This is a genomic window from Erythrobacter litoralis (genome assembly GCF_029760855.1).
Classification (GTDB): Bacteria; Pseudomonadota; Alphaproteobacteria; order Sphingomonadales; family Sphingomonadaceae; genus Qipengyuania; species Qipengyuania litoralis_A.
Map to the genome: position 1 here is coordinate 233,674 of NZ_SOSI01000002.1, position 21,251 is coordinate 254,924.

A 21,251-nucleotide genomic window follows, 5' to 3' on the forward strand; every position below is an offset into this window, starting at 1 on the left:
AGAATTGGGAGCAGACGCCATGCGACACATCGCGATCGTAGGCTCGGGTCCAGCGGGATATTATACCGCGGAGGCGGCGGCGAAGACTTGGGGGGATGAGGTCCGGATCGATATCTTCGATCGGCTTCCGGTGCCTTTCGGTTTGATCCGAACCGGGGTCGCACCCGATCACCAGTCCATCAAGGCGGTATCGCGCCGCTACGAAAAGACGGCGCTGGCCGACAACGTTCGCTTCATCGGCAATATTACCATCGGTCGGGACATCGAGATAGCCGAGCTTCAATCGCTGTACGATGCTCTAATCCTTGCGACCGGCGCTCCGGCGGATCGGACGTTGCCCATCGAAGGGACACACCTTTCCAATGTGTTCGGCAGCGCGGCATTTGTGGGTTGGTACAACGGTCACCCGGCCTTTGCCGAACTCGAACCGGACCTGGCGGGTAAGAATGCCGTCGTTATCGGCGTCGGCAATGTTGCGCTCGACGTCGCGCGTATACTTTCGAAGACTTCTGCCGAATTCGCAGGTTCGGACATCGTCGGCCACGCGTTCGACCGGTTGGCGGTGAGCAACCTCGAACGCATCACGATCCTCGGGCGACGTGGGCCGCATGAGATTCAGATGACTCCGAAAGAACTGGGCGAACTTCTGCATCTCGAACGGGCGACGCCGCAGGTGGACAGCAGTGATCTTCCGCCGCCGTCCGAAGACGAAACGCTCGAGCCGGGTCAGCGCAAATCGGTCGCCCTGCTGCGGGAGTTCGCCGAAACGGTCGCAGACAAGCCTATCAGCATCCATTTCGACTTCTTCGCCAATCCCGTCCGCCTTGTCGAAACGAACGGGGCGGTTTCGGGTGTGGAGGTCGAAGAAACCCGTCTCGAGGGCGAACGCGCCGTCGGTACAGGTCGGACTTATATCGTGCCCGCCGATATCGTCGTCACCTGTATCGGCTATCGAAGTATGCCCATTCCCGGCGTTCCCTTCGACGAGCAGGCCGGGCGCTTCACTAACGAAAACGGACGCATTACCGATGGTTTGTATTGCGTCGGATGGGCGAAGCGGGGTCCCACAGGAACAATCGGCACCAACCGACCCGACGGATACGGCGTGATGGAACGGGTCGCGACGGATATCGGCAATAGCGGCGACAAGCCGGGGCGGGCGGGCTTCGATGTGCTGGCGAAGGAACGCGGGCTCGACATCGTGACCTTCCGCGACTGGCAGGAAATCGAGAAAGCGGAAGCGGCCGCGGCCCGCGAAGGGGCACCGCGCGAAAAATTCGTGGACATCGAACAGATGATCGCGGCACGGGGCGGTCCTTCCGCCTGACCTCGCCGACGTAAATCGGTCGCACAGTTCAAAAGCGATACTCAAGAATTCATGAAACTTTCCGACATTGAGCCATCCAACCCCCCCATCAGTATGATTCAAGCGGGCGGGCATACCATCCGCGTTGCCTGCTGGCGGCTGGAGCAACGCTCCGACCTCCCGCCGCTTCTGTTCTTCAACGGGATCGGTGCGAATATCGAAGCGATCGCACCATTGGCCGAGCAGCTTGAAGAGCGTGCGTTCGTCACGTTCGATATGCCCGGTATCGGCCGAAGCCCCGACCCTGTCCTACCCTACAATCCCGTCACGATGGCATGGGCAACAAGCCGAATTCTCGATGATCTCGGTATCGAGACGGTCGACGTCATGGGCTTCTCCTGGGGCGGCGCGCTCGCGCAGCAATTCGTCCTTCAACACTGCGAACGGGTTCGCCGTCTCGTCCTCTCGAGCAGCTTCCCAGGCATCTTCATGGTGCCGGGCGACCTTTCGGTGTTCGCCCGGATGATCCTGTCACAGCGGTTTGCCGATGCACAATATCTCAACGAAAACATGCTTTCGCTTTACGGCAAGACTACGCCCCGCCCCGGCTCACACCCGAATTTCACCAGCCGATTGACCGCACCCACTTCACGCGGCTTTCTTTATCAAGTGCTGGCGATGACGGGGTGGAACAGCTTGCCCTTTCTGCCCTTCGTCAAGACGCCGACCTTGGTCGTTACGGGCGACGAAGACCAGATCGTGCCCCCTGCAAATGCGGAGATGCTGGCAACGGCGATCCCATCGGCAGAGTTGGCAACCATTCACGGCGCTGGACACTTGGTTCTGCTAACGCATCTCGACGAAACGCTGGCACGCCTTCGCGCCTTTCTTGGCGAATAGGGAAACAAGCGCGGCGGCTGTGCGGTTGATAGGGTAAACTGCAATCGGAGATACCCTTATGAAAGCCGTCCGCATCGGCGAGCCTGCGACGCTCGACAGTCTCGAACCGTTCGAAACCGACGCCCCGCCCGCCCCCGGTCCCGGCGAAGTTCAGGTGCGCGTCCGCGCCAGTTCGCTCAACTTTCATGACTATGCCGTGGTTACCGGCATGATCCCCGCTGCTACGGGCCGCATTCCGATGTCAGACGGAGCGGGCGAAGTTTTAGCGGTCGGTCCCGGCGTCACGCTGTTCAAAGAGGGTGACCATGTCGTCTCGACCTTTTTTCCCGACTGGATCGACGGCAGCCCGCCGACCACTTCGTTCAGCGGCGTTCCCGGAGATGGAATAGACGGCTACGCTCGCGAGATCGTGAACGTGCCCCAGATGGGTCTCACACGCGCGCCGAAGGACTATTCCCTTAGCCAGGCCGCCACGCTGACCTGCGCGGGCGTGACCGCTTGGCGCGCACTATTCGTGGACGACAACCTCAAGCCGGGCGACACCGTTCTCGTCCAGGGCACGGGCGGCGTTTCCATTTTCGCGCTGCAGTTCGCCAAGGCGGCGGGGGCTTATGTCATCGCGACCAGTTCGTCGGACGAGAAGATCGAACGGCTGAAAGAGATGGGAGCGGACCACACGCTGAATTACGAGAGCACGCCCGAATGGGGGAAAGAAGTGAGCAAACTGACCGGCGGCGCCGGTGTCGACTCCATCGTCGAGATCGGGGGGCCGGGCACTTTGAACCAGTCGCTTGATGCCGTGCGGGTCGGCGGGCACATTGCCTTGATCGGTGTGCTCACCGGGCGCGCGGGCAAAGTCCAGACCGCCAAGCTGATGGGCAAGAATGTCCGCCTGCAAGGTCTGACGGTCGGAAGCCGGGCGATGCAACTCGACATGATCGACGCCATCGAGGCGAACGGCATTCAGCCTGTCATCAGCGACAGCTTCCCGCTCGAACGCCTGGCCGACGCGTTCCGACATCAGGAAAGCGGCGAGCACTTTGGCAAGATCGGCGTCGATATTTAAACCGAGCGGTCAGACCCGCATCGGCATCAGCACATACAGCGCCGGCGCATTATCGTCCTTGCGGATGAGCGTCGGCGCACCGGCATCAGCGAGATGGATTTCCACCGTATCGCTGTCGATCTGGCTAAGAATGTCTTTCAGATAACCGGCGTTGAAGCCGATCTCAAAGCCTTCCGCGCTATATTCTGCAGGCAATTCCTCGGCAGCGGTGCCGTTGTCTGGGCTGGTGACGGTCAGCGTCACCTTGTCCTTGTCGAGACCCATCTTCACCGCACGGGTCTTTTCCGTGGCGATCGTAGCCACGCGGTCGACGCCCTGGAAGAAGCTCTTCGGATCGAGCTTGAGCAGCTTGTCGTTCCCGGTCGGGATGACACGGGAATAATCGGGGAAGGTGCCATCGATAAGCTTGCTGGTGAGGACCACGCCGCCCTCGCCGCCGAGCGTGAAGCGAACCTTGCTGGCCGAAAGGTCGATCTGGACATTGCCGTCCATCGCCTCGTCCAGTAACTTGCGCAGTTCGGCGATCGCCTTTCGCGGCACGATCACGTCGGGCATGCCGTCTGCGCCCTCGGGCCGCGGCAAGGTGAACCGCGCGAGGCGGTGGCCATCGGTCGCGGCGGCCTTCAGTACCGGCTCGTCCTCGTCGGAAACGTGGAAGAAGATGCCGTTGAGATAATACCGCGTTTCCTCGGTCGAGATGGCGAACCGGGTGCGGTCGATCAGTTCGGCAAGCGTGCGCGCGGGCAGCTCGAAACTCGTAGGCAGGTCCCCCTCGACGATTACGGGGAAATCGTCCCGCGGCAGGGTCGGCAGCGAAAAGCGGCTGCGCCCAGCTTTCACCGTCATGCGGTTTTCCGCGGTTTCCAGGCTTACCTGGCTGCCGTCGGGCAGTTTGCGGGCGATGTCGAACAGCAAATGCGCGGAGACGGTGACCGATCCGGGGTTCTCGACACTGGCGGCATCCATATGCTCGACCACCTGAAGATCGAGATCGGTTGCCATGACTTTCAAAGCGTTTTCGCCGTCCGCCTCGATCAGCACGTTGGAGAGGATCGGGATCGTATTGCGCCGCTCCACGACCGATTGCACATGGCTGAGACAGCGCAGCAAGGTCGCGCGTTCGATGGTGGCCTTCATGGTTCTTTATCGTCCCTTATGCGCGCCACGGGCCGGAATCGCCCCCCAGCGCCGGAATTTCGCTCGCGACCTTAGCGGTCGCTCTCCCTCTCGCAAGAGTGGCAGGGCGCAGGTGGGGATTCCTTGGGGATAACCGCCCGCGCCCGTGCCCGTTCAGCCTATCATCGCCATGCCGCCGTTCACGTGGAGCGTCTGTCCGGTGACATAGGCTGCTTCGTCGCTGGCGAGATAGGCCACCGCGGCGCCGATCTCGTCGCCCTCGCCCATCCGGCCCATCGGGATACGGCCGTTGATAGCGCTTTTCTGGTCGTCGTTAAGCGCATCGGTCATCGCCGTGCGGATGAAACCGGGAGCGACGCAATTCACCGTAATATTACGGCTGGCAAGCTCCTGCGCGAGGCTCTTCGACATACCGGAAAGGCCGGCTTTCGCCGCCACGTAGTTCATCTGGCCAGGGTTACCGGTGTGCCCGACGACGCTGGTGATCGAAATGATCCGTCCGCCTCTTGCCTTCATCATTGGCCGTGCGGCGCCGCGCATAAGGCGAAAGCTCGCTTCGAGATTGACGCGCATGACCTGGTCCCATTCCTCGTCCTTCATCCGCATGGCGAGATTGTCGCGCGTAATTCCGGCATTATTGACGAGGATGCTCATGCCGCCGAGCGTATCGACCGTGGCGGGGATCAGCTCTTCCACCTGCTTCGCATCGGAAAGGTCGCAAGTGATCTCGACATGATCACCGCCGACCTCGTCGTTCAACTGCTCGCGGAAAATGCGCAATTTTTCGGGGTTGGAGCCAGAGAGCGCCAACCGCGCGCCCTGCCGTGCCAGTGCATAGGCGATCGAGGAACCGATACCACCGCTCGCGCCGGTAACCAGAGCGGTCTTTCCTTCAAGGCTGAACATCATGCGTTCTCCTTCGCGAAATTCTCGAGGTCGGCCATCGTGACCAAGCTCATCGTTTCGGCATCCTTGTCGATCCGACCGACCATCGGTCCGAGCACCTTGCCGCCGATCTCGACAAAGCGTTCGACGTTCGCCTCGCGCATGGCGAGAACGCTTTCGCGCCAGCGGACCCGGCCGGTGACCTGTTCGACCAGCAAATCCTGTTCCTCCGCCGGGTCGGTGACGCGGGCGGCGGTGACATTTGCATAGAGGGGCACGGTAAAGGCGGAGGGCGGCGTATTGCCGAGCGCCATTTTCATGCGCTGCGCCGCCGGTTGCATGAGCGAGCAATGGAAGGGTGCGGACACCGGCAGCTTGATGCCGCGCTTGATGCCGTGGTCCTTGGCCATTTCGATCGCCCGCTCGATCGCCTCGGCGTGACCGGAAATGACGACCTGCGTCGGGTCGTTGTCGTTCGCGACCTCGCACACTTGCCCCTGTGCGGCGGCGTCGGCCAAGGCGCTCGCCTTGTCGATATCCGCACCGAGCAGCGCCGCCATCGCACCCACCCCGATCGGCACGGCGTCCTGCATCGCGATGCCTCGCAGCCGCAGCAGTTTGGCGGTTTCAGTAAGCGAGAATGCCCCGGCGGCGCACAGCGCGCTGTATTCGCCGAGCGAATGGCCCGCGACGCATTCCGCCTTCTCGGCGAGAACGACGCCGAATTCCTTTTCCAAAACTCGAAGCGTCGCGATCGAATTTGCCATAATCGCGGGCTGTGCATTGGAGGTCAGCGTGAGTTCTGCCTCGGTGCCCTGATGCATGAGGGCGGTGAGCTTCTGGTTGAGCGCTTCGTCCACCTCCTCGAACACTTCGCGGGCGTGGGCGCTGGCGTCGGCAAGGTCTTTGCCCATGCCGACCTTCTGGCTTCCCTGTCCGGGAAAGATGAATGCTGTCATGTCTGTCTCCTCGGAGGCGCGCTTAGGCCGCAGGGCGACGCGTCTCAAGGCCGAAGGGGACGATCCTGTTGGCAGCCGAATGGCCGATCTCGGCACGGCCGAGATAGGGAATGCCGCTTTTTTCGCACCAATACCGGGCGATATCCTCGATGCCGACGCCGAATGGCCGGTCGTTTTCCGGAACATGCGTGACTTCGCCGAGCCGAATGCCGGCGACATCGCCGAGATGCTGCGTCACGTGGAAAAACAGACGGTCCACCGCGTATTCGTATTCGCCGACTTCCTCCACCAGAAGCTCGTGCCCCGCCAGAGAGGGCATGAAGTCGGTGCCGACCAGCATGGCCAGCGTATACAGGTTGAACGCCGCCGCAGGCCTCTCGCTGAGGCTCGGCTCAACCCCTTCGTCCTCACCGCCCAACCAAGCCAATACGCGCCTTATTGCCGCCTCGCCGCCCTTGCGCTTGATATCGATCGGCATCGGCGCGTGGACCGGCAAGCCCGCCCCCGCCTTGTACAACGCTCCGAGCAGCGTCCCGCAATCGGAATAGCCGAGATAGGTTTTTCGCCGCCCGTTCTCATCCAGACCTGCCACGATTTCGGCTGCGATCCGGTTCGAACCGTATCCGCCCTTGGCGAACCACACCGCATCGAAGGCCGCATCATTGGTGCATTCGAGCAACGCTTCGAGCCTGCGCGCATCCGGTCCGGCGAAATGCCCCTCCTCCTCGAAACATTGCGGATGAAAATGCAGCGAAACATCCGGGAACTCGGCCTTTGCCAACACCTCGACCGCGTGCGCATGCTTTCGTTTCAGCGGCGTTGCGGGTGCGCAAATGGCGATGCGGCGCAGGGGGCGTGGCACAGTCGAACTCATGCGGGTTGTCATAGCGCAGGCAAAGCCATAGCCAATGGCCGATGAGCGAATTTCCCAGCCCCGACCAGCTTCTGTCCCGCCCGTTCTTCTTCGTCGGCATCGGCGGATCGGGGATGCTCCCCCTCGCCCAGATCCTCAAAGGCCGCGGCGCCAAGGTCGCCGGATCGGATCGCAGTTTCGATCAGGGGCGCTCGCCGGAAAAGTTCGCCGCACTCGAGCGGCAGGGCTTCGAACTCCATCCACAGGACGGGAGCGGCATTGTGAGCGGAGAGCAGATCGTTGTCGCCTCCGCCGCCATCGAGGACAGCGTGCCCGAGATCGCGCGCGCCAACGAACTGGAATGTTTGCGCCTCACCCGCGCCGAGCTGAATTCGATCCTCTTCAACACCAGCGGTGCTGGAATTGCAGTCGCGGGCACCAGCGGCAAATCGACCGTCACCGGGATGCTGGGCTGGATCCTGCAGCAGACCGGGCGCGAGCCGACCATCATGAACGGCGCGGTGATGAAGAACTTCGTCTCGCCCGAACGGCCCTATGCCAGCAGCGTGATCGGCTCTCAGAGCCTGTTCGTCAGCGAGGTCGACGAGAGCGACGGTTCGATAGCGCTATACAAACCGGCCGTCGGCGTACTGCTCAATGTCAGCCTCGATCATAAGAGCATGGAGGAACTGCGGCAGCTGTTCGGGGACTATCTCTCGCGCTGCCGCATCGCGGTAGTGAATGCAGACGACGAGGAGGCGCTGGCGCTGCTTCCCCGGGCGAACGAGGTCATCACGTTCGCGCTCGAGCAGGAGAAGGCGCAGATCGGAATCGTGCCCGGCAGCATAGCCGAAGGGCCGGTGCGGCAGGCGGCGATGATAGTCGACCGGCACGACAAGAGCGAACATGCCTTGCGCTTGAACATGCCGGGTCGGCACAATCTGTCGAACGCGCTGGCAGCAATCGCGGGCGCGGCAGCGGCGGGCGTACCCGTCGCGGCGGCGGTCGAAGCGTTGGGCTCGTTCGAGGGATTGGCGCGACGCTTCGACGTGGTCGGCACGAACCACGCCGCCATAACCGTCATCGACGATTTCGGTCATAACCCGGAGAAATGCGCCGCGACCCTGCGTACTCTTCGCGCCCATCCGGGTCGGGTGCTCACCTTCTTTCAGCCGCATGGGTACGGTCCGCTGCGGCAGATGGGCGAAGAGCTGGCGCAGACTTTCGCCGAAGAACTTACGGACAGCGACCTGGTGCTGATGTGCGATCCGGTCTATTTCGGCGGCACGGTGGATCGCAGTGAGGGGAGCGAACGGATCGTGCGCCTGATCGAACAGGCCGGGGGCCACGCCGAATACATTCCGACCCGCAAGGCCGTGGAGGATCGCATCGTCAACCTCGCGGGTCCGGGCGACCGGATCGTAATTATGGGGGCGCGGGACGATACCCTGTCGGATTTCGCCCGCGGAATTTACGAACGCCTGTCCTAGTGCGCCGCCGCTTCGTCCTTGTCGCCGTGTCCGAACCCAAAAATATTGTGCAGGACAAACACCAGCACACCGCCCAGTAACAGGCCGACGATAGCCGATCCTCCGGCGAAGGTGAGCCATCCCAATATGCCGCCGGCCGCACCGGCAACTTCGGAGACGCCGTGCTGTATGCCTTCGATCCAATGCTCCGGACCAGCAATTCCCAGTTCGGCCAATCCGTGCAGGATGATTCCTCCGCCGACCCACAGCATCGCGATAGTGCCGATGAAGGAGAGGCCCTTCAGGATATAGGGCACCGCCTTCAGCAGAAACCGCCCGAATGATTGCGCGGCCTGCGAAGATTTTTCGGCGAGATGCAGGCCGACATCGTCCATCTTCACGATGATCGCCACGGCCCCGTAAACAACGACCGTTACAAGAACGCCGACAATCGCGAGCACGGCAGCGCGCGTTATCAGCGTTTCGGCGGCGACCTCGTTCAGGGTGATCGCCATGATCTCGGCAGACAGGATAAGGTCGGTGCGGATCGCTCCGGAAACACGCTGCTTCTCGAACGCCACGGGATCCTTGATTTCATCGTCCAGCGTCTCGCCGTGCTTTTTCCCGCCCAGCTTCTCGAGAACCTTCTCCGCCCCTTCGTAGGAAAGATACGCACCGCCAGCCATAAGGATGAACACGATGGCTGCGGGCAAGAACTCGCTCAGCAACAGAGCACCCGGAAGCAGGATCAACAGTTTGTTCTTGAGGCTGCCGAGTGTGATCTTCCAGATGATCGGCAGTTCGCGCGCCGGCGATAGCCCGGTCACATAGCTCGGCGTCACCGCCGCATCGTCGATCACCACGCCGGCGGTTTTGGTGCCCGCCCTGCTCGCGGCGACGCCGATATCGTCCACCGACGCGGCCGCCGTACGCGCGATTACCGCGACATCGTCCAACAATGCTACCAAACCGCCGGGCATATCGATCTCCTTGTTCCCGCCCCCTGCCCCGCCTTATCCGCGCCGACAAGCCTTGCATTTCCTGTCTACCCAGCTATGTGCGCCGCTTCCCTGCCCCGTGCGGGGAACCCAAGAAAGCCGGAGGGGCCCCGCAATCCCGCGGATAAGCCAGCGATCGGCCACGAAGTGAAAGGATACAGGGCATGGCTCTATACGAGCATGTTTTCCTGGCGCGTCAGGACTTGAGCCAATCTCAAGTCGATCAGCTCGCCACGACTGCCACCGAGATTATCGAAGCGAATGACGGCAAGGTCACCAAGACGGAGACCTGGGGCCTCAAGAACCTCGCCTACAAGATCGACCGCAACCGCAAGGCGCATTTCGTGATGCTCGCCATCGACGGTCCCGGCTCGGTCGTCGAGGAACTGGAGCGCCAGACCCGCATCAACGAAGACGTCATCCGCTACATGACCATCCGCGTCGACGAGCACGAGGAAGGCCCCAGCGCGATGATGCGCAAGAACGAGCGCGATTCCAAGAAGCGCCGCGACCGCGAGGAGCGTAACTGATGGCCCGTCCGTTTTTCCGCCGCCGCAAGACCTGCCCGTTCTCGGGCAAGAACGCGCCGAAGATCGACTACAAGGATGTCCGCCTGCTGCAGGGCTTCATGTCCGAGCGTGGCAAGATCGTCCCGTCGCGTATCACCGCCGTCAGCGCAAAGAAGCAACGCGAACTGGCCAAGGCCATCAAGCGTGCGCGCCACATCGGCCTCCTGCCGTACATCGTGAAGTAAGGAGAAGACCCCATGGATATCATTCTCCTTCAGCGCATTGAAAAGCTCGGCTCGATCGGTGACGTCGTCACCGTGAAGGACGGCTATGCGCGCAACTTCCTGCTGCCGCAGAAGAAGGCCCTTCGCGCCAACGATTCGAACAAGAAGGTCTTCGAAGCCAATCGCGAGCGGCTCGAGCAGGAAAACGCGGAACGCCGCGGCGAAGCCGAGAAGTCCGGCGAGAAGATCGACGGCGTCGAAGTCGTCCTGATCCGCGCCTCGTCGAACACCGGCCAGCTTTACGGTTCCGTCAACGTGCGCGACATCGTCGCCGCGCTGGCCGACAAGGGTCACGAGATCGACAAGAAGCAGGTCATCATGGGCAACCCGATCAAGAATATCGGGATGCACGATGTCCGCGTCGACCTTCACCCCGAAGTCTCGATCACGGTCAAGGCCAACGTCGCCCGTTCGGACGACGAAGCCGAACTCCAGAGCCAGGGCGTCGACGTCATGGCGCAGATGTTCGAGGACGAACAGTCGGCCGAAGGCGGTTCGGGCTTCACCGAAACCGTCGATCCGACGCTCGAGCCGGGCGAAATTCCGGCTGACATGCTGGAAGACGGCGTAAGCACCGAAGAAGGTACGAGCCGCCGCGAGGCGCTCATCGACGCGACTGCGCCGGGCCACGATCAGGGCTGAGCCTTCTTAACCGATTGAAAAAGGGCGCGGTGGCTTCGGCTCCCGCGCCCTTTTTGTAAGCGGCGGCAGCATGTAATAGGACATGCCCTACAGAATTGCAGGCGAAGGAAAGCGACCTCTTGGAAACGATCGATCAAATCCTCGACAAACTGGAAAGCGTCTACGAAGCCGCCGTCCGCCGCCTCCGCGATGACGTAATCGCCTATGGCCGCGAACGCGAAGTGCCGACCGCCGAACGGCGAAAAGACGGCAGCTACGCCTATCCCGAACTGCGCTTACGCTATCGCGGCGGTGAAGAGCCCACCGGCCGGCGACGCGCATTCGGACGATTGAATGCAGCAGGCTTGTACACAACCACGGTCACGCGCCCCGCCCTCTTCCGCGACTATCTGCGCGAACAGATCGAACTCATCCAAAGCAATTACGAGATCGAGATCGAAGTCGGCTCATCGACACAGGAAATACCGTTTCCTTATGTCCTCGACGGGCAGGCAGGTGCCGAACTCGCCGGTGTCGATCCGAACGAGATCGCCCGCTATTTTCCTTCGACCGAACTGGCTGATATTGGTGACGAACTGGCCGACGGGATCGAGCTCGACAACCCCGACGATCCGATCCCGCTCTCGCTGTTCGATGGCCTGCGAACCGACTTCAGCCTCGCGCGCCTGGCGCACTACACCGGCACCGATCCCCAGCATTTTCAGCGCTTCATCCTTTTCACCAACTACCACCGCTACGTCGATGAATTCGTGGATTGGGCTGGCAGGCAACTCGGGAATGACGGATGCTCGGCCCTCGCCGGTGCCGGCGGCATGTGGCTAACTGAAAAGACCGACAATGCCCGCAGCCAATTAAGCGATACGGCATGGCGGCGACACCAGATGCCGGCTTACCATCTCGTTGGCGAAGGGCGCGGTGGCATAACGCTGGTCAATATCGGTGTGGGTCCGTCGAATGCGAAAACAATCTGCGACCATCTTGCGGTCCTGCGCCCCGAAGCGTGGCTGATGATCGGGCACTGCGGGGGGTTGAGACCGACGCAGAAGATCGGTGACTACGTTTTGGCTCACGCCTATCTCCGCGACGACCACGTGCTCGATCCGGTTTTACCTCCCGAAATACCCCTTCCCGCTATCGCCGAGGTGCAACAGGCTCTCGCCGCCGCAGCGGAGGAAGTGTCGGGGGAGCACGGCAGCGACCTCAAGAAACGGCTGCGCACCGGCACCGTCGTGACGACCGACGACCGCAACTGGGAGCTTCGCTACACGCAATCCGCCCGCCGCCTGTCTCTCAGCCGCGCGGTGGGTATTGATATGGAAAGCGCGACTATTGCCGCGCAGGGCTATCGCTTCCGCGTACCTTATGGCACATTGCTGTGCGTCAGCGACAAGCCACTCCATGGCGAGATCAAGCTCCCGGGACAGGCGAACAAGTTCTACGAAGAAGCCATCGCTGCGCACTTGCAGATCGGCGTGACGACCTGCCGCCTATTGCGCGAGGAGGGCCCAAAACTTCACAGCCGTAAGTTGAGAGCCTTCAACGAACCGCCGTTCCGGTAAGGCTCAATAGGCGAACTGGACCCGGCCGGTGATTGCGTGCGCCTCTAACCCGTCATTCGCGCCAGCCGTAACCTTCGAGAAGCTATAGTCGGCGGTCAGGGTTATACGCTTGGTCAGATAAGCGTTCACCACACCCGTCAGGCCCCATTCGGCGCCTGCTGCGGCCTCAAGGTCGGAAAGATCAAGGTAGTCGGCTCTCGCCCCGACCTCGATCGCACCGAAACCTCCTTCGTCGATGGGATTGATGGGAATGACCCGCCCGAAGGTGCCCGACCCTCGCGAATAACCACGCCGTTCGCCTGTGAGGAAGTAGCTCGCATACAGATAGCCCGCATGGGCCGTGCCTTCTACTTGATCCGTGTCGATGCGGGCCGCGGTGAATTCGCTTTGAAGCGAAAAGGAGCCAACCGAGCGGGCCGCTTCGAGATTAAGCCGCAGCAGGCTGTTGGCCGAGGGAAGCTCCGGCTGCGTCGCGAGGGAACGCGTTAGGATCGAACTGTTGGCATTCGAAGTAAAATTCAGCGGGTCGTCGATATCGAAACGCGCTGAGACACCGGCACCGAAGTGTAGGAGATCTTCGACCCTTTGCGTTCCCAACCCGTCTTGCGTGGCATCGCCGCCCCGTTCGATACGGCTTTGTTCGTAAACGGGTGCGAAGGTCGCACGGCCTGTTATCGCGACACCGCCTTCCGCCAGCCCATTATTAAGGTCGCCGCCGAACACCCCGCCAGCGAGCGAATAGTTGTTGCCCGAATAGCGCGCGACGATGCCAACATTGTCGCCAGGGATTAGAGCTGCGCTTCGCCCCGCCTCGGCAAAGGGCAGGAAGCGACTGCCGGAATAATCTTGCAACGAAAACGGTTCGTCCTGCTGCCCGACTTGCACCTTGAAACTATCATCGATCTGGTACGCTCCGAAAGCGTAGCGTAACAAATCACTCTTGAAGTCATAGGCGAACGTGCCGCTAAAATCACCCTTGGTGGCGAAGACATAGAGACGTGCCAAACGGATCCTTGCATCGGTGTCGTTGGACGTGCGGTTTGTGTCCGAATAGCCTGCGTCCAACTGCACGAAAGGTGCGAAGGTGATGTTTTCATCGTCCGTGCCGATCCGAAGGAACTGCTCATCTTCCGAAAATAGTTCGGAGTCGTCTTCGGCGGATTGTGCGAAAATCGGGGAGGCGAGAGCTAAAGTACCAAGTGCAAAACCTCGTAAAATGAGACGAACCATTATCCCCTGCCTTTTGTTTTCGTTTTCCCGTCTTTCGCTTTGGCCACGATAAATTCGATAATCTGACCGGCAATATCCTTGCCGGTCGCCTTCTCAATGCCTTCGAGGCCCGGTGACGAATTCACCTCCATAATTACCGGGCCGTGATTGCTGCGTAGCATATCGACGCCGCAGACGTTGAGTCCCATGTGCTTTGCAGCCCGAACGGCCGTGGAACGCTCTTCCGGCGTGATCTTGATGACCTGCGCGCTGCCACCACGATGGAGATTGCTACGAAAGTCATCGGGTGCCCCGGTGCGCTTCATCGCCGCGACGACCTTGCCGCCGACGACGAGTGCGCGGATATCGGTGCCGCCAGCTTCCTTGATGAATTCCTGCACGAGGATATTCACGTTCGCACCGCGGAAGGCCTCGATTACCGATTTGGCGCTGCTCATGGTTTCGGCAAGCACCACGCCGATGCCTTGCGTCCCTTCCAGCAGCTTGATGACCACCGGCGGCCCGTTCACCGCCTTGATGATTTCCTCGGTCTGTTTGGGATCGTGTGCGAAAGCGGTCAGCGGCAGGCCAAGTCCGTATTTCGCGAGGATCTGCATGCTGCGCAGCTTGTCGCGGCTGCGCCCGATGGCGACGCTTTCGTTGAGCGGCCAGCAGCCGCGCATCTCGAACTGGCGAAGAATGGCGAGTCCGTAATTTGTGATCGACGCGCCGATGCGTGGAATGATCGCATCGTAACCCAGCGCCGGTTCGCCATTGTAAAAAACTTGCGGGCGATGACTTGCGATATGGACCGTACAGCGCAGGGTGTTCAGGATATCGAGTTGGTGTCCGCGTTCTTCCGCCGCGTCCTTCAATCGCTGATGCGAATAGAGGTTGGCATTACGTGCCAGCATCGCGATCTGCATACGGGAAATCCTTACGGTTTATGTCCTTCGACGACCGGATTTTCCGGAGTCTGCAACCAGGAGTGGCCGCTATCCACGAAGAACCTGCGGCGCAAGTAAGACCTGCCGATCAGCATGGGAAAGCGCATGTCGCTACGATCCGCGAGGCTGATTTCGGCACGATGCTCGACGTCGCCAATGCGCAGCGGCGTTTTGACGATGAACCGCGTTTGCCGCTCTCCGTTTGAGCTCGTGATGGTGCGCTTGTCGACATTGACCGCTTCGCAAATCTGGCGGACGTGCTGCCGATCGAAATCGACGGCGAAGCGCACGTATTTCTGCCCGTCGCGCTCAAACTGTTCGAGGACAGTACCGTGCAGCGACGTCGTACGCGCTCCGGTGTCGATCTTCGCGGGAACGGCGTGAAGGCCAAGCTCGGGCAAATGCACCAGTTCGCGCCAGCCTACCACCGGAAGGGGTTTGCGCCGCGTCACTGTACCACCGCCAGACCATCGCCGCCGTCGCCTGCCGAGAAGCGTCTCAACACCTCGCCTTTTTCGAAGTCCACCTCGGCGATGGTGTCGGTCCCGGTTTCGGCGACGTAAATGCGCCGGCCGTCCGGCGACCAAGCTATCGTAACTTGCTGTCGGCTCTCCGCTTCCTCCGGCGACGACACGGCTATCGTCCGGATGACCGCACCGGTATCCGTATCGATGACCGACAGGGCACCGTCGGCGAGATTGGACGTGATCGCAACATCGCCTTGGGAGCGCAGTGCGATCCGCAAAGGAAAACGGCCGACCGGCACATCCTTGATCTTCTCCAAAGATTGCGGATCGAGGGCATAGGCCATGTCGGACCCGCGAGCGGTGACCCATAGCGTATTACCGTCTTCGCTGAGCGCGATGCCTTCCGGCTCGATACCGACGGTCGTGGAGAAGGGCGCGCGCTTCGTAAGCATATCGATGCGGGTTACGGTCTTCGATTTCAGATCCGTTGTCCATGCCGTCCGGCCGTCAGGCGAAACAGCGAGCATGTGGCTGCCTTCCTTACCCGTTCCGTATTCGAAGGTTTCGCGCATCTCGGATAAGGGGTCGCGGATCATGAATACCGAGTTGCGTCCTTCGGCGGTCGAATAAATGGAACCGTTCCGGTGCCATACGATGCCATGAGGTGCAGCACCCGAACCAAGATCGACGCTCGCGACGCGCACCAGATCGGCGGTCCGGAAGATATCGACGCTCGTTCCTCCGTAGCACGCAAGCGCGACGTACTCGCTATCGGGTGACACCGCCAATTCGTGCGGATTGGCGCAGCTATCGACGCGCGCGGTTTCCTGGCCACTGCCGAGATCGACGCGCGCGAGCGTATTGCCGAACTTGCCGGCAACGAACAATGCGCCCTCGTCGGACTCGGCTTCTATTGCAGAACGTGTCTCCGTCGCTACCGGCGCGCAGCCCGCAAGACCTATCGCGGCAAGCAGGGCTGCCTTGGAAGCCTTCACCATCCTTCCGGCTGCCCCGCGTTCTGCTCTTCGAGCCACGCCATCAGCGGTGCGAAATACTCGACCATCGCCGCACCGCTCATCTCGCGACTGCCGGTAAAGGCTTCGAGCGCATCCGGCCACGGTTTGCTGGCGCCCATTTCGAGCATGGCATTCAGATTTTTGCCGACCTCCTCATTACCGTAGAACGAGCAGCGGTGAAGCGGCCCTTCCCACCCGGCTTGGTCGCAGGCCGCCTTGAAGAACTGGAACTGCAGGATGCGGGCAAGGAAGTACCGCGTGTAGGGCACGTTGCCGGGGACGTGATATTTCGCGCCCGCATCGAAGCCGCTTTCGTCACGCGCAACCGGCGGCACGATGCCCTGATATTCGAGCCGGAGGTCGTTCCAGCCCTTGTTGAGTTGATCTGACGGGATCGATCCATCGAACAGGCTCCAGCGATAGCGGTCCACCATCAGGCCGAAGGGCAGGAAAGCGACCTTGTCCATCGCCTGGCGTAGAAGCAGGCCGATGTCCTTGTCTGCGCTCGGCACCTGCGAAGGTTCGAGCAGGTCAATCTGGGTAAGGTATTCCGGTGTGATCGAGAGCGCGATCATATCGCCGATCGCTTCGTGGAAACCGTCATTCGCACCGTTAAGATGAAGAAAATCCTGCTCGTTGTAAGCGCGCTGATAATAGTTGTGGCCGAGTTCGTGGTGGATGGTCACGAAGTCGTCGGCATTGCGCTTGATGCACATTTTGATGCGTAGATCGTCGATATTGTCCACGTCCCACGCACTGGCGTGACAAACTACCTCACGGTCTTCCGGTTTGGTGAACTGGCTGCGCTCCCAGAACGTTTCGGGAAGTGGCGCGAAACCGAGCGAAGAGAAGAATTGCTCGCCGGTCCGAACCATCTGCACCTCGTCCATGCCGTTCGTCTCGATGAGCTCGGTCAGGTCGTAGCCAATATCGCCTGCCCCTTCGGGCGCCACGAGCGGATAGATATTGCCCCATTCCTGCGCCCACATATTGCCGAGTAGGTCCGCACGGATAGGTCCATTCGCAGGCTGCACCGTATCGCCGTATTTGGCATTCAGCTTGCCTCGCACATAGGTGTGAAGCGCCATGTAGAGCGGCTTGACCTCCTGCCACATCCGCTCGGTCTCGGCTGCGAACTGGTCTGGATCCATGTCGTAGTTGGAGCGCCACATGGCGCCGAGATCGGCGAAGCCCAATTCCTTCGATCCGTCGTTGGCGATGGCGATCATGCGCTGGTAATCCTCGCGCATCGGCGCACCGACATTGTCATGCCAGCTGGTCCACATTTCTTGGTATTCCGCGGGCGTACGTTCGAGATTGCCCATCTCCGCCTCGATGTCGGAACCGGAGATCTCCTCGCCGTTCAGGGTGCCCTTGCCCTTGCCGTACTGGCTGTTGAGGCTCGTCGAAATCTCGTTCAATTCCGTCGCCGCACCGTCACGTGCCGGGGCGGGCATGACGATCCCATTGCGCAACATATCGAGCTTGCGCGCAACTACCGGATCGAGCCCTTCGACTTTCGAATACTTCGCGGCCTCGTTCGCGTAGCGCACCGCCATCTCGGTGTACTCAGCGCCGTATTTAGCTGCGAGCGCATCGCTATCGGGCGTGATGTAGGTGGCATTGATCCACGAAACGCGCGAATATTCGACCGAGAAATCCCGCATCTCCTGTTCGACCGATGCCACCCAATCGGCTGCGCCCTGCGGCGTCATCGGATATCGGGCGGCAACGGCGTCGCCGGTTTCCATGTGATGGTCGGCGAAGGCGGGGGTCGCCGATGCGATAGCAAGAGCGGCGAGCGAAGTGCGGAACAATGTCATGGTGCGTTTCCTCAAGCGTGCGATCCGGTTGCGCTTGCGAACGAATTGCACCGAAACGCACCGTCGATCAAGCGGGGCGACCGAGCCAGTCCGCGATCGCAATGCCGAGTTCGGGTTTGGTCACACTGCCCATATGAGTTCCGGGCACCTCGACATAATCGGCCCGTGGAAGAAGGCGAGCAAGTTCCTCCGCGCTTCCATTGTCACGGTCTTCGTCTCCGCAGACGACCAGTGTCGGCATGGTGACGTTCGCCAGTTTGGCGAGATCGAGATCGGGCATGGTGTCGAGAAGGTGGCGCGCAGCCACCCGGTCCGTGCCTTGGGATTTCAGAAACTGCATAGAAAAATACGCAGGATCGCCGCGTTCGATGCTGTCGAAGTCGTCGATCACTCGCTTGAAGAACGCGCTGCGCTTCGCCCACTCGCCGAGGCCCGCCGTGCCCATGCCGCCGGTGACCAGTCGCCGTGGCTCAAGAACGCCATTGGCGACCGTATGCAAGGAAGTTCGGGCACCTAGCGAGAAGCCGCCCAAATCATATTTGTCCAAACCGAGATAATTGATCAGCGCAGCAACGTCCCGCACGAGGACGTTCTCGGGATAGCGACCTCGATCCTGCGGCGCTTCGCTGTCGCCGTGAACGCGAAAATCGAGCATCAGGACCTCATAGCCCATCGCGGCGATCCGTTCGGCGTGGCCGAATTTGATCCAGTTCATCTCAGCGCTCGAGAACAGCCCGTGGAGGAGTACGAATGGCGCGCCCTCGCCCATCCGATGAAGCGCAAGCCGCGTTCCGTCGAAGCTTTCGAAATGTTCGGTTGTCATCATGCCCGCAATCCATTCTGCTCCATTCGCCAATTTGCCATCTCGATCCGGTCCTGTCCGAAGAAGGGTTCGCCGTCGAACACAAGTGTCGGAACTCCCCAATGGCCCGCCTTCTCCAGTGCTTGCTGGTTTGCAGCAATTTCCGCATCGAGGGCGTCGTCCTCGCTCTCGATTTCCGCGACGATTTCTTCAGGATCGAGCCCCGCCGCTATTAGCGCGCGTTCGAGGTGGCCGCCTTCGTGCCAATCGTGCTGCCCACCCCAAATCATCCGACCCGCTTCCTGCGCGAATACGAGACCGCGCTTCCTGCGCGAAGCCGCTTGGCCCAGGCGCGTGACGCGGCGTATGTATGGCTGATCCGCTGCAATCTTGCGGGTGGTGACATCCTGCACGATCGGGTCCGGTCGAGGTGGACCGAAGGGGATATCGTAAAACTCCGCGACGCGGCGCATGTCGCGCATGGTATAGCCCAACCAGTTGGGGTGATTGCGCTCGAAGAAATCCGGCTCACGGATCGCAAGCGGCCATACGGGACGAAGATTGATATCCACATTGTGGGTTTCAGCTAAGGCGCAATAACGTCCGATCGCGAGGTAGCTGTAAGGCGAGCGGAAACTGAAATAGAGATCTGCGGCGAGTGTCATCATGCATCCATGCCAATCGACCGGCGCTTCGTCACCCCGTCTCGGGGGTTAGCGATAGAAACAGGTCGTCCCTGCGAAGACCGATTGCAGCGGTGCGCTTTCTCCCGCGCCCTCGACGAAACCGCCGAGCCGTCCGCCATCGCTCCCCGAAAACGCGATCTCTCCATCGAGCGTCGATTCGACCGGTTCGGCATCAGCTCGGTTTCGCAATCCCTCAAACGTTGCGTTCGACAGGTCTTCGCCACCGACACCCGCGAACTGCGTGCCGTCGGCCATCGTGGCTACGTATCCGACGAAATGCCCGTCCCGAAGATTGACTTGCAGAGAGCCGAAATCCGCAAAGCTTACAGCGCCCGCTCCGCATTCCGCATCGCTACCCGTGCGGGGCCGACCGAGAACCTCGGACATGGCAGAGATCACCTCCACCTCGTCTGCGCCGAAGATTATGGTGTTCGTTTTCCGCGACCCCGACCCGGCTTCGATGATCGTGACGCCGTCGGAGCGAAGAGCCAGCGACACCGCGCTTTTGCCGCGAGACGCCGCATCTGGAGTCGGCGTCACCCGCTCGGTCGGCGTCGCCACTACGGCAGCGCCCTGCTCCTCTGTTTCGCCGCCGCAAGCCGACAGGCAGAGGATCAGCCCCAAACCGGTAACGAAGGAGCGCATCAGCCCCTCTTCAAGCACTCGCGACCCAGAAGCTCGGCGATCTGTACCGCATTAAGGGCCGCTCCCTTGCGCAGGTTATCGCTCACGCACCAAAGGACGAGGCCGTTATCGACCGTAGGATCTTCGCGCACGCGGCTGATATAGGTCGCGCTGTCGCCCGCGGCTTCGACCGGCGTGATGTAACCCCCGTCCTCCCGCTTATCGACGAGCATGCAGCCGGGCGCCTCCCGCAGAATATCCTGCGCCTGCTCGGCCGAAATCTCGTTCTCGAATTCGATGTTCACCGCCTCGGAATGCCCGACGAACACGGGTACGCGGACACAGGTGGCCGAAAGCTTGATCTTGGGATCGAGAATTTTCTTCGTCTCGACCACCATCTTCCATTCCTCCTTGGTCGAGCCATCGTCAAGGAAGACGTCGATGTGCGGAATGACGTTGAATGCGATCTGCTTGCTGAACTTCACCGGCTCCAGCGGGTCGCCGACGAAGATCGCGCGGCTCTGCTGAAACAGCTCGTCCATCCCGGCTTTGCCCGCGCCAGAAACCGATTGATAGGTGCTGACGACCACGCGCTTGATCGTCGCCGCATCGTGCAGCGGCTTCAGCGCGACGACGAGCTGCGCGGTCGAGCAGTTGGGATTGGCGATAATGTTGCGCTTGGAATAACCGTGGATCGCCTGCGGATTGACCTCCGGTACGATCAGCGGAACGTCCGGCTCCATGCGGTAGAGCGAGGAATTGTCGATCACGACGCAACCTGCCGCCGCCGCCTTCGGGGCATATTCCTTGGCAGGGCCGCTGCCTGCCGCGAAGAGGGCGATATCCCATCCCGACCAGTCGAAATGCTCGATGTTCTTGCATTTGAGCATCTTGCCGCTGTCACCGTACTCGACCTCGGTGCCATGGCTGCGCGAACTGGCGACCGCCGCCACCTCGTCCACGGGAAACTCGCGCTCGGCGAGGATCTGCATCACCTCGCGCCCGACATTTCCCGTCGCGCCGACGACCACTACCCGATAACCCAATGCCATTCTCCGATTTCTACGCCCGCCCCAGATAAGCGCAGGTCATCATCACGCAACGCCAATC

Annotated in this window: 22 protein-coding genes; 8 read left to right on the forward strand and 14 right to left on the reverse strand. The window is 61.1% G+C overall.

Annotation, left to right across the window (positions count from 1 at the left end; all coding sequences use genetic code 11):
• The first annotated feature begins 19 nt into the window (after positions 1 to 19).
• From E3U23_RS04000 to E3U23_RS04010, 3 genes are all read left to right on the forward strand, one after another.
• The gene (locus E3U23_RS04000) at positions 20 to 1,327 is read left to right on the forward strand and encodes an FAD-dependent oxidoreductase (protein WP_279349913.1); all 1,308 of its coding nucleotides are present in this window, start codon (positions 20 to 22) and stop codon (positions 1,325 to 1,327) included.
• Between the two features lie 93 nt (positions 1,328 to 1,420).
• Positions 1,421 to 2,206 (forward strand): alpha/beta fold hydrolase, encoded by a 786-nt coding sequence (locus E3U23_RS04005; protein ID WP_279349914.1) that lies wholly within the window; start codon positions 1,421 to 1,423, stop codon positions 2,204 to 2,206.
• A gap of 58 nt (positions 2,207 to 2,264) precedes the next feature.
• Positions 2,265 to 3,272, forward strand: a complete 1,008-nt coding sequence (locus E3U23_RS04010) for a zinc-dependent alcohol dehydrogenase family protein (RefSeq protein ID WP_279349915.1) — start codon at positions 2,265 to 2,267, stop codon at positions 3,270 to 3,272.
• A 9-nt stretch (positions 3,273 to 3,281) separates the two neighbouring features.
• Here the strand turns inward: E3U23_RS04010 and dnaN are convergent, their stop codons facing one another.
• The 4 genes from dnaN to E3U23_RS04030 form a co-directional block, all read right to left on the reverse strand.
• Positions 3,282 to 4,409: a DNA polymerase III subunit beta gene (dnaN, locus tag E3U23_RS04015; RefSeq protein WP_279349916.1), complete on the reverse strand. Its 1,128-nt coding sequence runs from the start codon at positions 4,407 to 4,409 to the stop codon at positions 3,282 to 3,284.
• A 153-nt stretch (positions 4,410 to 4,562) separates the two neighbouring features.
• Positions 4,563 to 5,315, reverse strand: coding sequence for a 3-oxoacyl-[acyl-carrier-protein] reductase (fabG, locus tag E3U23_RS04020; protein WP_279350245.1), 753 nt, complete (start codon positions 5,313 to 5,315; stop codon positions 4,563 to 4,565).
• A complete protein-coding gene (gene fabD, locus E3U23_RS04025) occupies positions 5,315 to 6,253 on the reverse strand; it encodes an ACP S-malonyltransferase (protein ID WP_279349917.1) in 939 nt (312 codons plus the stop codon). The genes fabG and fabD overlap by 1 nt, the downstream gene beginning before the upstream one ends.
• Before the next feature lie 22 nt (positions 6,254 to 6,275).
• Positions 6,276 to 7,103: an LD-carboxypeptidase gene (locus E3U23_RS04030; RefSeq protein WP_431732663.1), complete on the reverse strand. Its 828-nt coding sequence runs from the start codon at positions 7,101 to 7,103 to the stop codon at positions 6,276 to 6,278.
• 65 nt (positions 7,104 to 7,168) lie between these two features.
• Between E3U23_RS04030 and E3U23_RS04035 the strand changes: the two genes are divergently transcribed.
• A complete protein-coding gene (locus E3U23_RS04035) occupies positions 7,169 to 8,596 on the forward strand; it encodes a glutamate ligase domain-containing protein (protein WP_279349919.1) in 1,428 nt (475 codons plus the stop codon).
• Here E3U23_RS04035 and E3U23_RS04040 read toward each other — a convergent pair.
• The gene (locus tag E3U23_RS04040) at positions 8,593 to 9,555 is read right to left on the reverse strand and encodes a DUF808 domain-containing protein (protein ID WP_279349920.1); all 963 of its coding nucleotides are present in this window, start codon (positions 9,553 to 9,555) and stop codon (positions 8,593 to 8,595) included. The two genes, E3U23_RS04035 and E3U23_RS04040, sit on opposite strands and share 4 nt — an antisense overlap.
• 182 nt (positions 9,556 to 9,737) lie before the next feature.
• On the opposite strand from E3U23_RS04040, the gene rpsF reads away from it, so the two are divergent.
• The 4 genes from rpsF to E3U23_RS04060 all read left to right on the forward strand — a co-directional run bounded on the left by rpsF (position 9,738) and on the right by E3U23_RS04060 (position 12,567).
• Positions 9,738 to 10,103: a 30S ribosomal protein S6 gene (gene rpsF / locus E3U23_RS04045; protein ID WP_279349921.1), complete on the forward strand. Its 366-nt coding sequence runs from the start codon at positions 9,738 to 9,740 to the stop codon at positions 10,101 to 10,103.
• Entirely contained in the window at positions 10,103 to 10,327 is a 225-nt protein-coding gene (rpsR, locus tag E3U23_RS04050) for a 30S ribosomal protein S18 (RefSeq protein WP_279349922.1), read from the forward strand. Before rpsF ends, rpsR begins: the two co-directional genes overlap by 1 nt.
• Before the next feature lie 12 nt (positions 10,328 to 10,339).
• Complete coding sequence (gene rplI, locus E3U23_RS04055; RefSeq protein WP_279349923.1) at positions 10,340 to 11,008, forward strand: 50S ribosomal protein L9; 669 nt, start codon at positions 10,340 to 10,342, stop codon at positions 11,006 to 11,008.
• 95 nt (positions 11,009 to 11,103) lie between these two features.
• Complete coding sequence (locus tag E3U23_RS04060) at positions 11,104 to 12,567, forward strand: AMP nucleosidase (RefSeq protein ID WP_279349924.1); 1,464 nt, start codon at positions 11,104 to 11,106, stop codon at positions 12,565 to 12,567.
• A 3-nt stretch (positions 12,568 to 12,570) separates the two neighbouring features.
• Here the strand turns inward: E3U23_RS04060 and E3U23_RS04065 are convergent, their stop codons facing one another.
• From E3U23_RS04065 to E3U23_RS04105, 9 genes are all read right to left on the reverse strand, one after another.
• Positions 12,571 to 13,797, reverse strand: a complete 1,227-nt coding sequence (locus E3U23_RS04065; protein WP_279349925.1) for an OprO/OprP family phosphate-selective porin — start codon at positions 13,795 to 13,797, stop codon at positions 12,571 to 12,573.
• Positions 13,797 to 14,702: a 30S ribosomal protein S6--L-glutamate ligase gene (gene rimK, locus E3U23_RS04070; RefSeq protein WP_279349926.1), complete on the reverse strand. Its 906-nt coding sequence runs from the start codon at positions 14,700 to 14,702 to the stop codon at positions 13,797 to 13,799. Before rimK ends, E3U23_RS04065 begins: the two co-directional genes overlap by 1 nt.
• An 11-nt stretch (positions 14,703 to 14,713) precedes the next feature.
• Positions 14,714 to 15,175, reverse strand: a complete 462-nt coding sequence (locus tag E3U23_RS04075) for an ATP-dependent zinc protease family protein (protein ID WP_279349927.1) — start codon at positions 15,173 to 15,175, stop codon at positions 14,714 to 14,716.
• The gene (locus E3U23_RS04080) at positions 15,172 to 16,188 is read right to left on the reverse strand and encodes a YncE family protein (protein ID WP_279349928.1); all 1,017 of its coding nucleotides are present in this window, start codon (positions 16,186 to 16,188) and stop codon (positions 15,172 to 15,174) included. The genes E3U23_RS04075 and E3U23_RS04080 overlap by 4 nt, the downstream gene beginning before the upstream one ends.
• Positions 16,182 to 18,029 carry a M2 family metallopeptidase gene (locus tag E3U23_RS04085; RefSeq protein WP_279349929.1) on the reverse strand — a complete coding sequence of 616 codons (1,848 nt, stop codon included), beginning with the start codon at positions 18,027 to 18,029 and terminating at the stop codon, positions 16,182 to 16,184. The genes E3U23_RS04080 and E3U23_RS04085 overlap by 7 nt, the downstream gene beginning before the upstream one ends.
• Before the next feature lie 67 nt (positions 18,030 to 18,096).
• Positions 18,097 to 18,852, reverse strand: coding sequence for an alpha/beta fold hydrolase (locus tag E3U23_RS04090; RefSeq protein WP_279350246.1), 756 nt, complete (start codon positions 18,850 to 18,852; stop codon positions 18,097 to 18,099).
• Positions 18,852 to 19,496 carry a 2-hydroxychromene-2-carboxylate isomerase gene (locus E3U23_RS04095; protein ID WP_279350247.1) on the reverse strand — a complete coding sequence of 215 codons (645 nt, stop codon included), beginning with the start codon at positions 19,494 to 19,496 and terminating at the stop codon, positions 18,852 to 18,854. Before E3U23_RS04095 ends, E3U23_RS04090 begins: the two co-directional genes overlap by 1 nt.
• 48 nt (positions 19,497 to 19,544) lie before the next feature.
• A complete protein-coding gene (locus tag E3U23_RS04100) occupies positions 19,545 to 20,162 on the reverse strand; it encodes a hypothetical protein (protein WP_279349930.1) in 618 nt (205 codons plus the stop codon).
• Complete coding sequence (locus E3U23_RS04105) at positions 20,162 to 21,187, reverse strand: aspartate-semialdehyde dehydrogenase (RefSeq protein WP_279350248.1); 1,026 nt, start codon at positions 21,185 to 21,187, stop codon at positions 20,162 to 20,164. Before E3U23_RS04105 ends, E3U23_RS04100 begins: the two co-directional genes overlap by 1 nt.
• Between the last annotated feature and the right edge of the window lie 64 nt (positions 21,188 to 21,251).

Coding starts and splice junctions, on each gene's coding strand:
- dnaN (WP_279349916.1), bottom strand. CDS start 4,409: ATGAAGGCCACCATCGAACGCGCGACCTTGCTGCGCTGTCTCAGCCAT.
- E3U23_RS04040 (WP_279349920.1), bottom strand. CDS start 9,555: ATGCCCGGCGGTTTGGTAGCATTGTTGGACGATGTCGCGGTAATCGCG.
- E3U23_RS04095 (WP_279350247.1), bottom strand. CDS start 19,496: ATGACACTCGCCGCAGATCTCTATTTCAGTTTCCGCTCGCCTTACAGC.
- E3U23_RS04080 (WP_279349928.1), bottom strand. CDS start 16,188: ATGGTGAAGGCTTCCAAGGCAGCCCTGCTTGCCGCGATAGGTCTTGCG.
- E3U23_RS04090 (WP_279350246.1), bottom strand. CDS start 18,852: ATGACAACCGAACATTTCGAAAGCTTCGACGGAACGCGGCTTGCGCTT.
- E3U23_RS04085 (WP_279349929.1), bottom strand. CDS start 18,029: ATGACATTGTTCCGCACTTCGCTCGCCGCTCTTGCTATCGCATCGGCG.
- E3U23_RS04100 (WP_279349930.1), bottom strand. CDS start 20,162: ATGCGCTCCTTCGTTACCGGTTTGGGGCTGATCCTCTGCCTGTCGGCT.
- rimK (WP_279349926.1), bottom strand. CDS start 14,702: ATGCAGATCGCGATGCTGGCACGTAATGCCAACCTCTATTCGCATCAG.
- rpsF (WP_279349921.1), top strand. CDS start 9,738: ATGGCTCTATACGAGCATGTTTTCCTGGCGCGTCAGGACTTGAGCCAA.
- E3U23_RS04000 (WP_279349913.1), top strand. CDS start 20: ATGCGACACATCGCGATCGTAGGCTCGGGTCCAGCGGGATATTATACC.
- E3U23_RS04035 (WP_279349919.1), top strand. CDS start 7,169: ATGAGCGAATTTCCCAGCCCCGACCAGCTTCTGTCCCGCCCGTTCTTC.
- E3U23_RS04005 (WP_279349914.1), top strand. CDS start 1,421: ATGATTCAAGCGGGCGGGCATACCATCCGCGTTGCCTGCTGGCGGCTG.
- E3U23_RS04065 (WP_279349925.1), bottom strand. CDS start 13,797: ATGGTTCGTCTCATTTTACGAGGTTTTGCACTTGGTACTTTAGCTCTC.
- E3U23_RS04010 (WP_279349915.1), top strand. CDS start 2,265: ATGAAAGCCGTCCGCATCGGCGAGCCTGCGACGCTCGACAGTCTCGAA.
- fabG (WP_279350245.1), bottom strand. CDS start 5,315: ATGTTCAGCCTTGAAGGAAAGACCGCTCTGGTTACCGGCGCGAGCGGT.
- fabD (WP_279349917.1), bottom strand. CDS start 6,253: ATGACAGCATTCATCTTTCCCGGACAGGGAAGCCAGAAGGTCGGCATG.
- rpsR (WP_279349922.1), top strand. CDS start 10,103: ATGGCCCGTCCGTTTTTCCGCCGCCGCAAGACCTGCCCGTTCTCGGGC.
- rplI (WP_279349923.1), top strand. CDS start 10,340: ATGGATATCATTCTCCTTCAGCGCATTGAAAAGCTCGGCTCGATCGGT.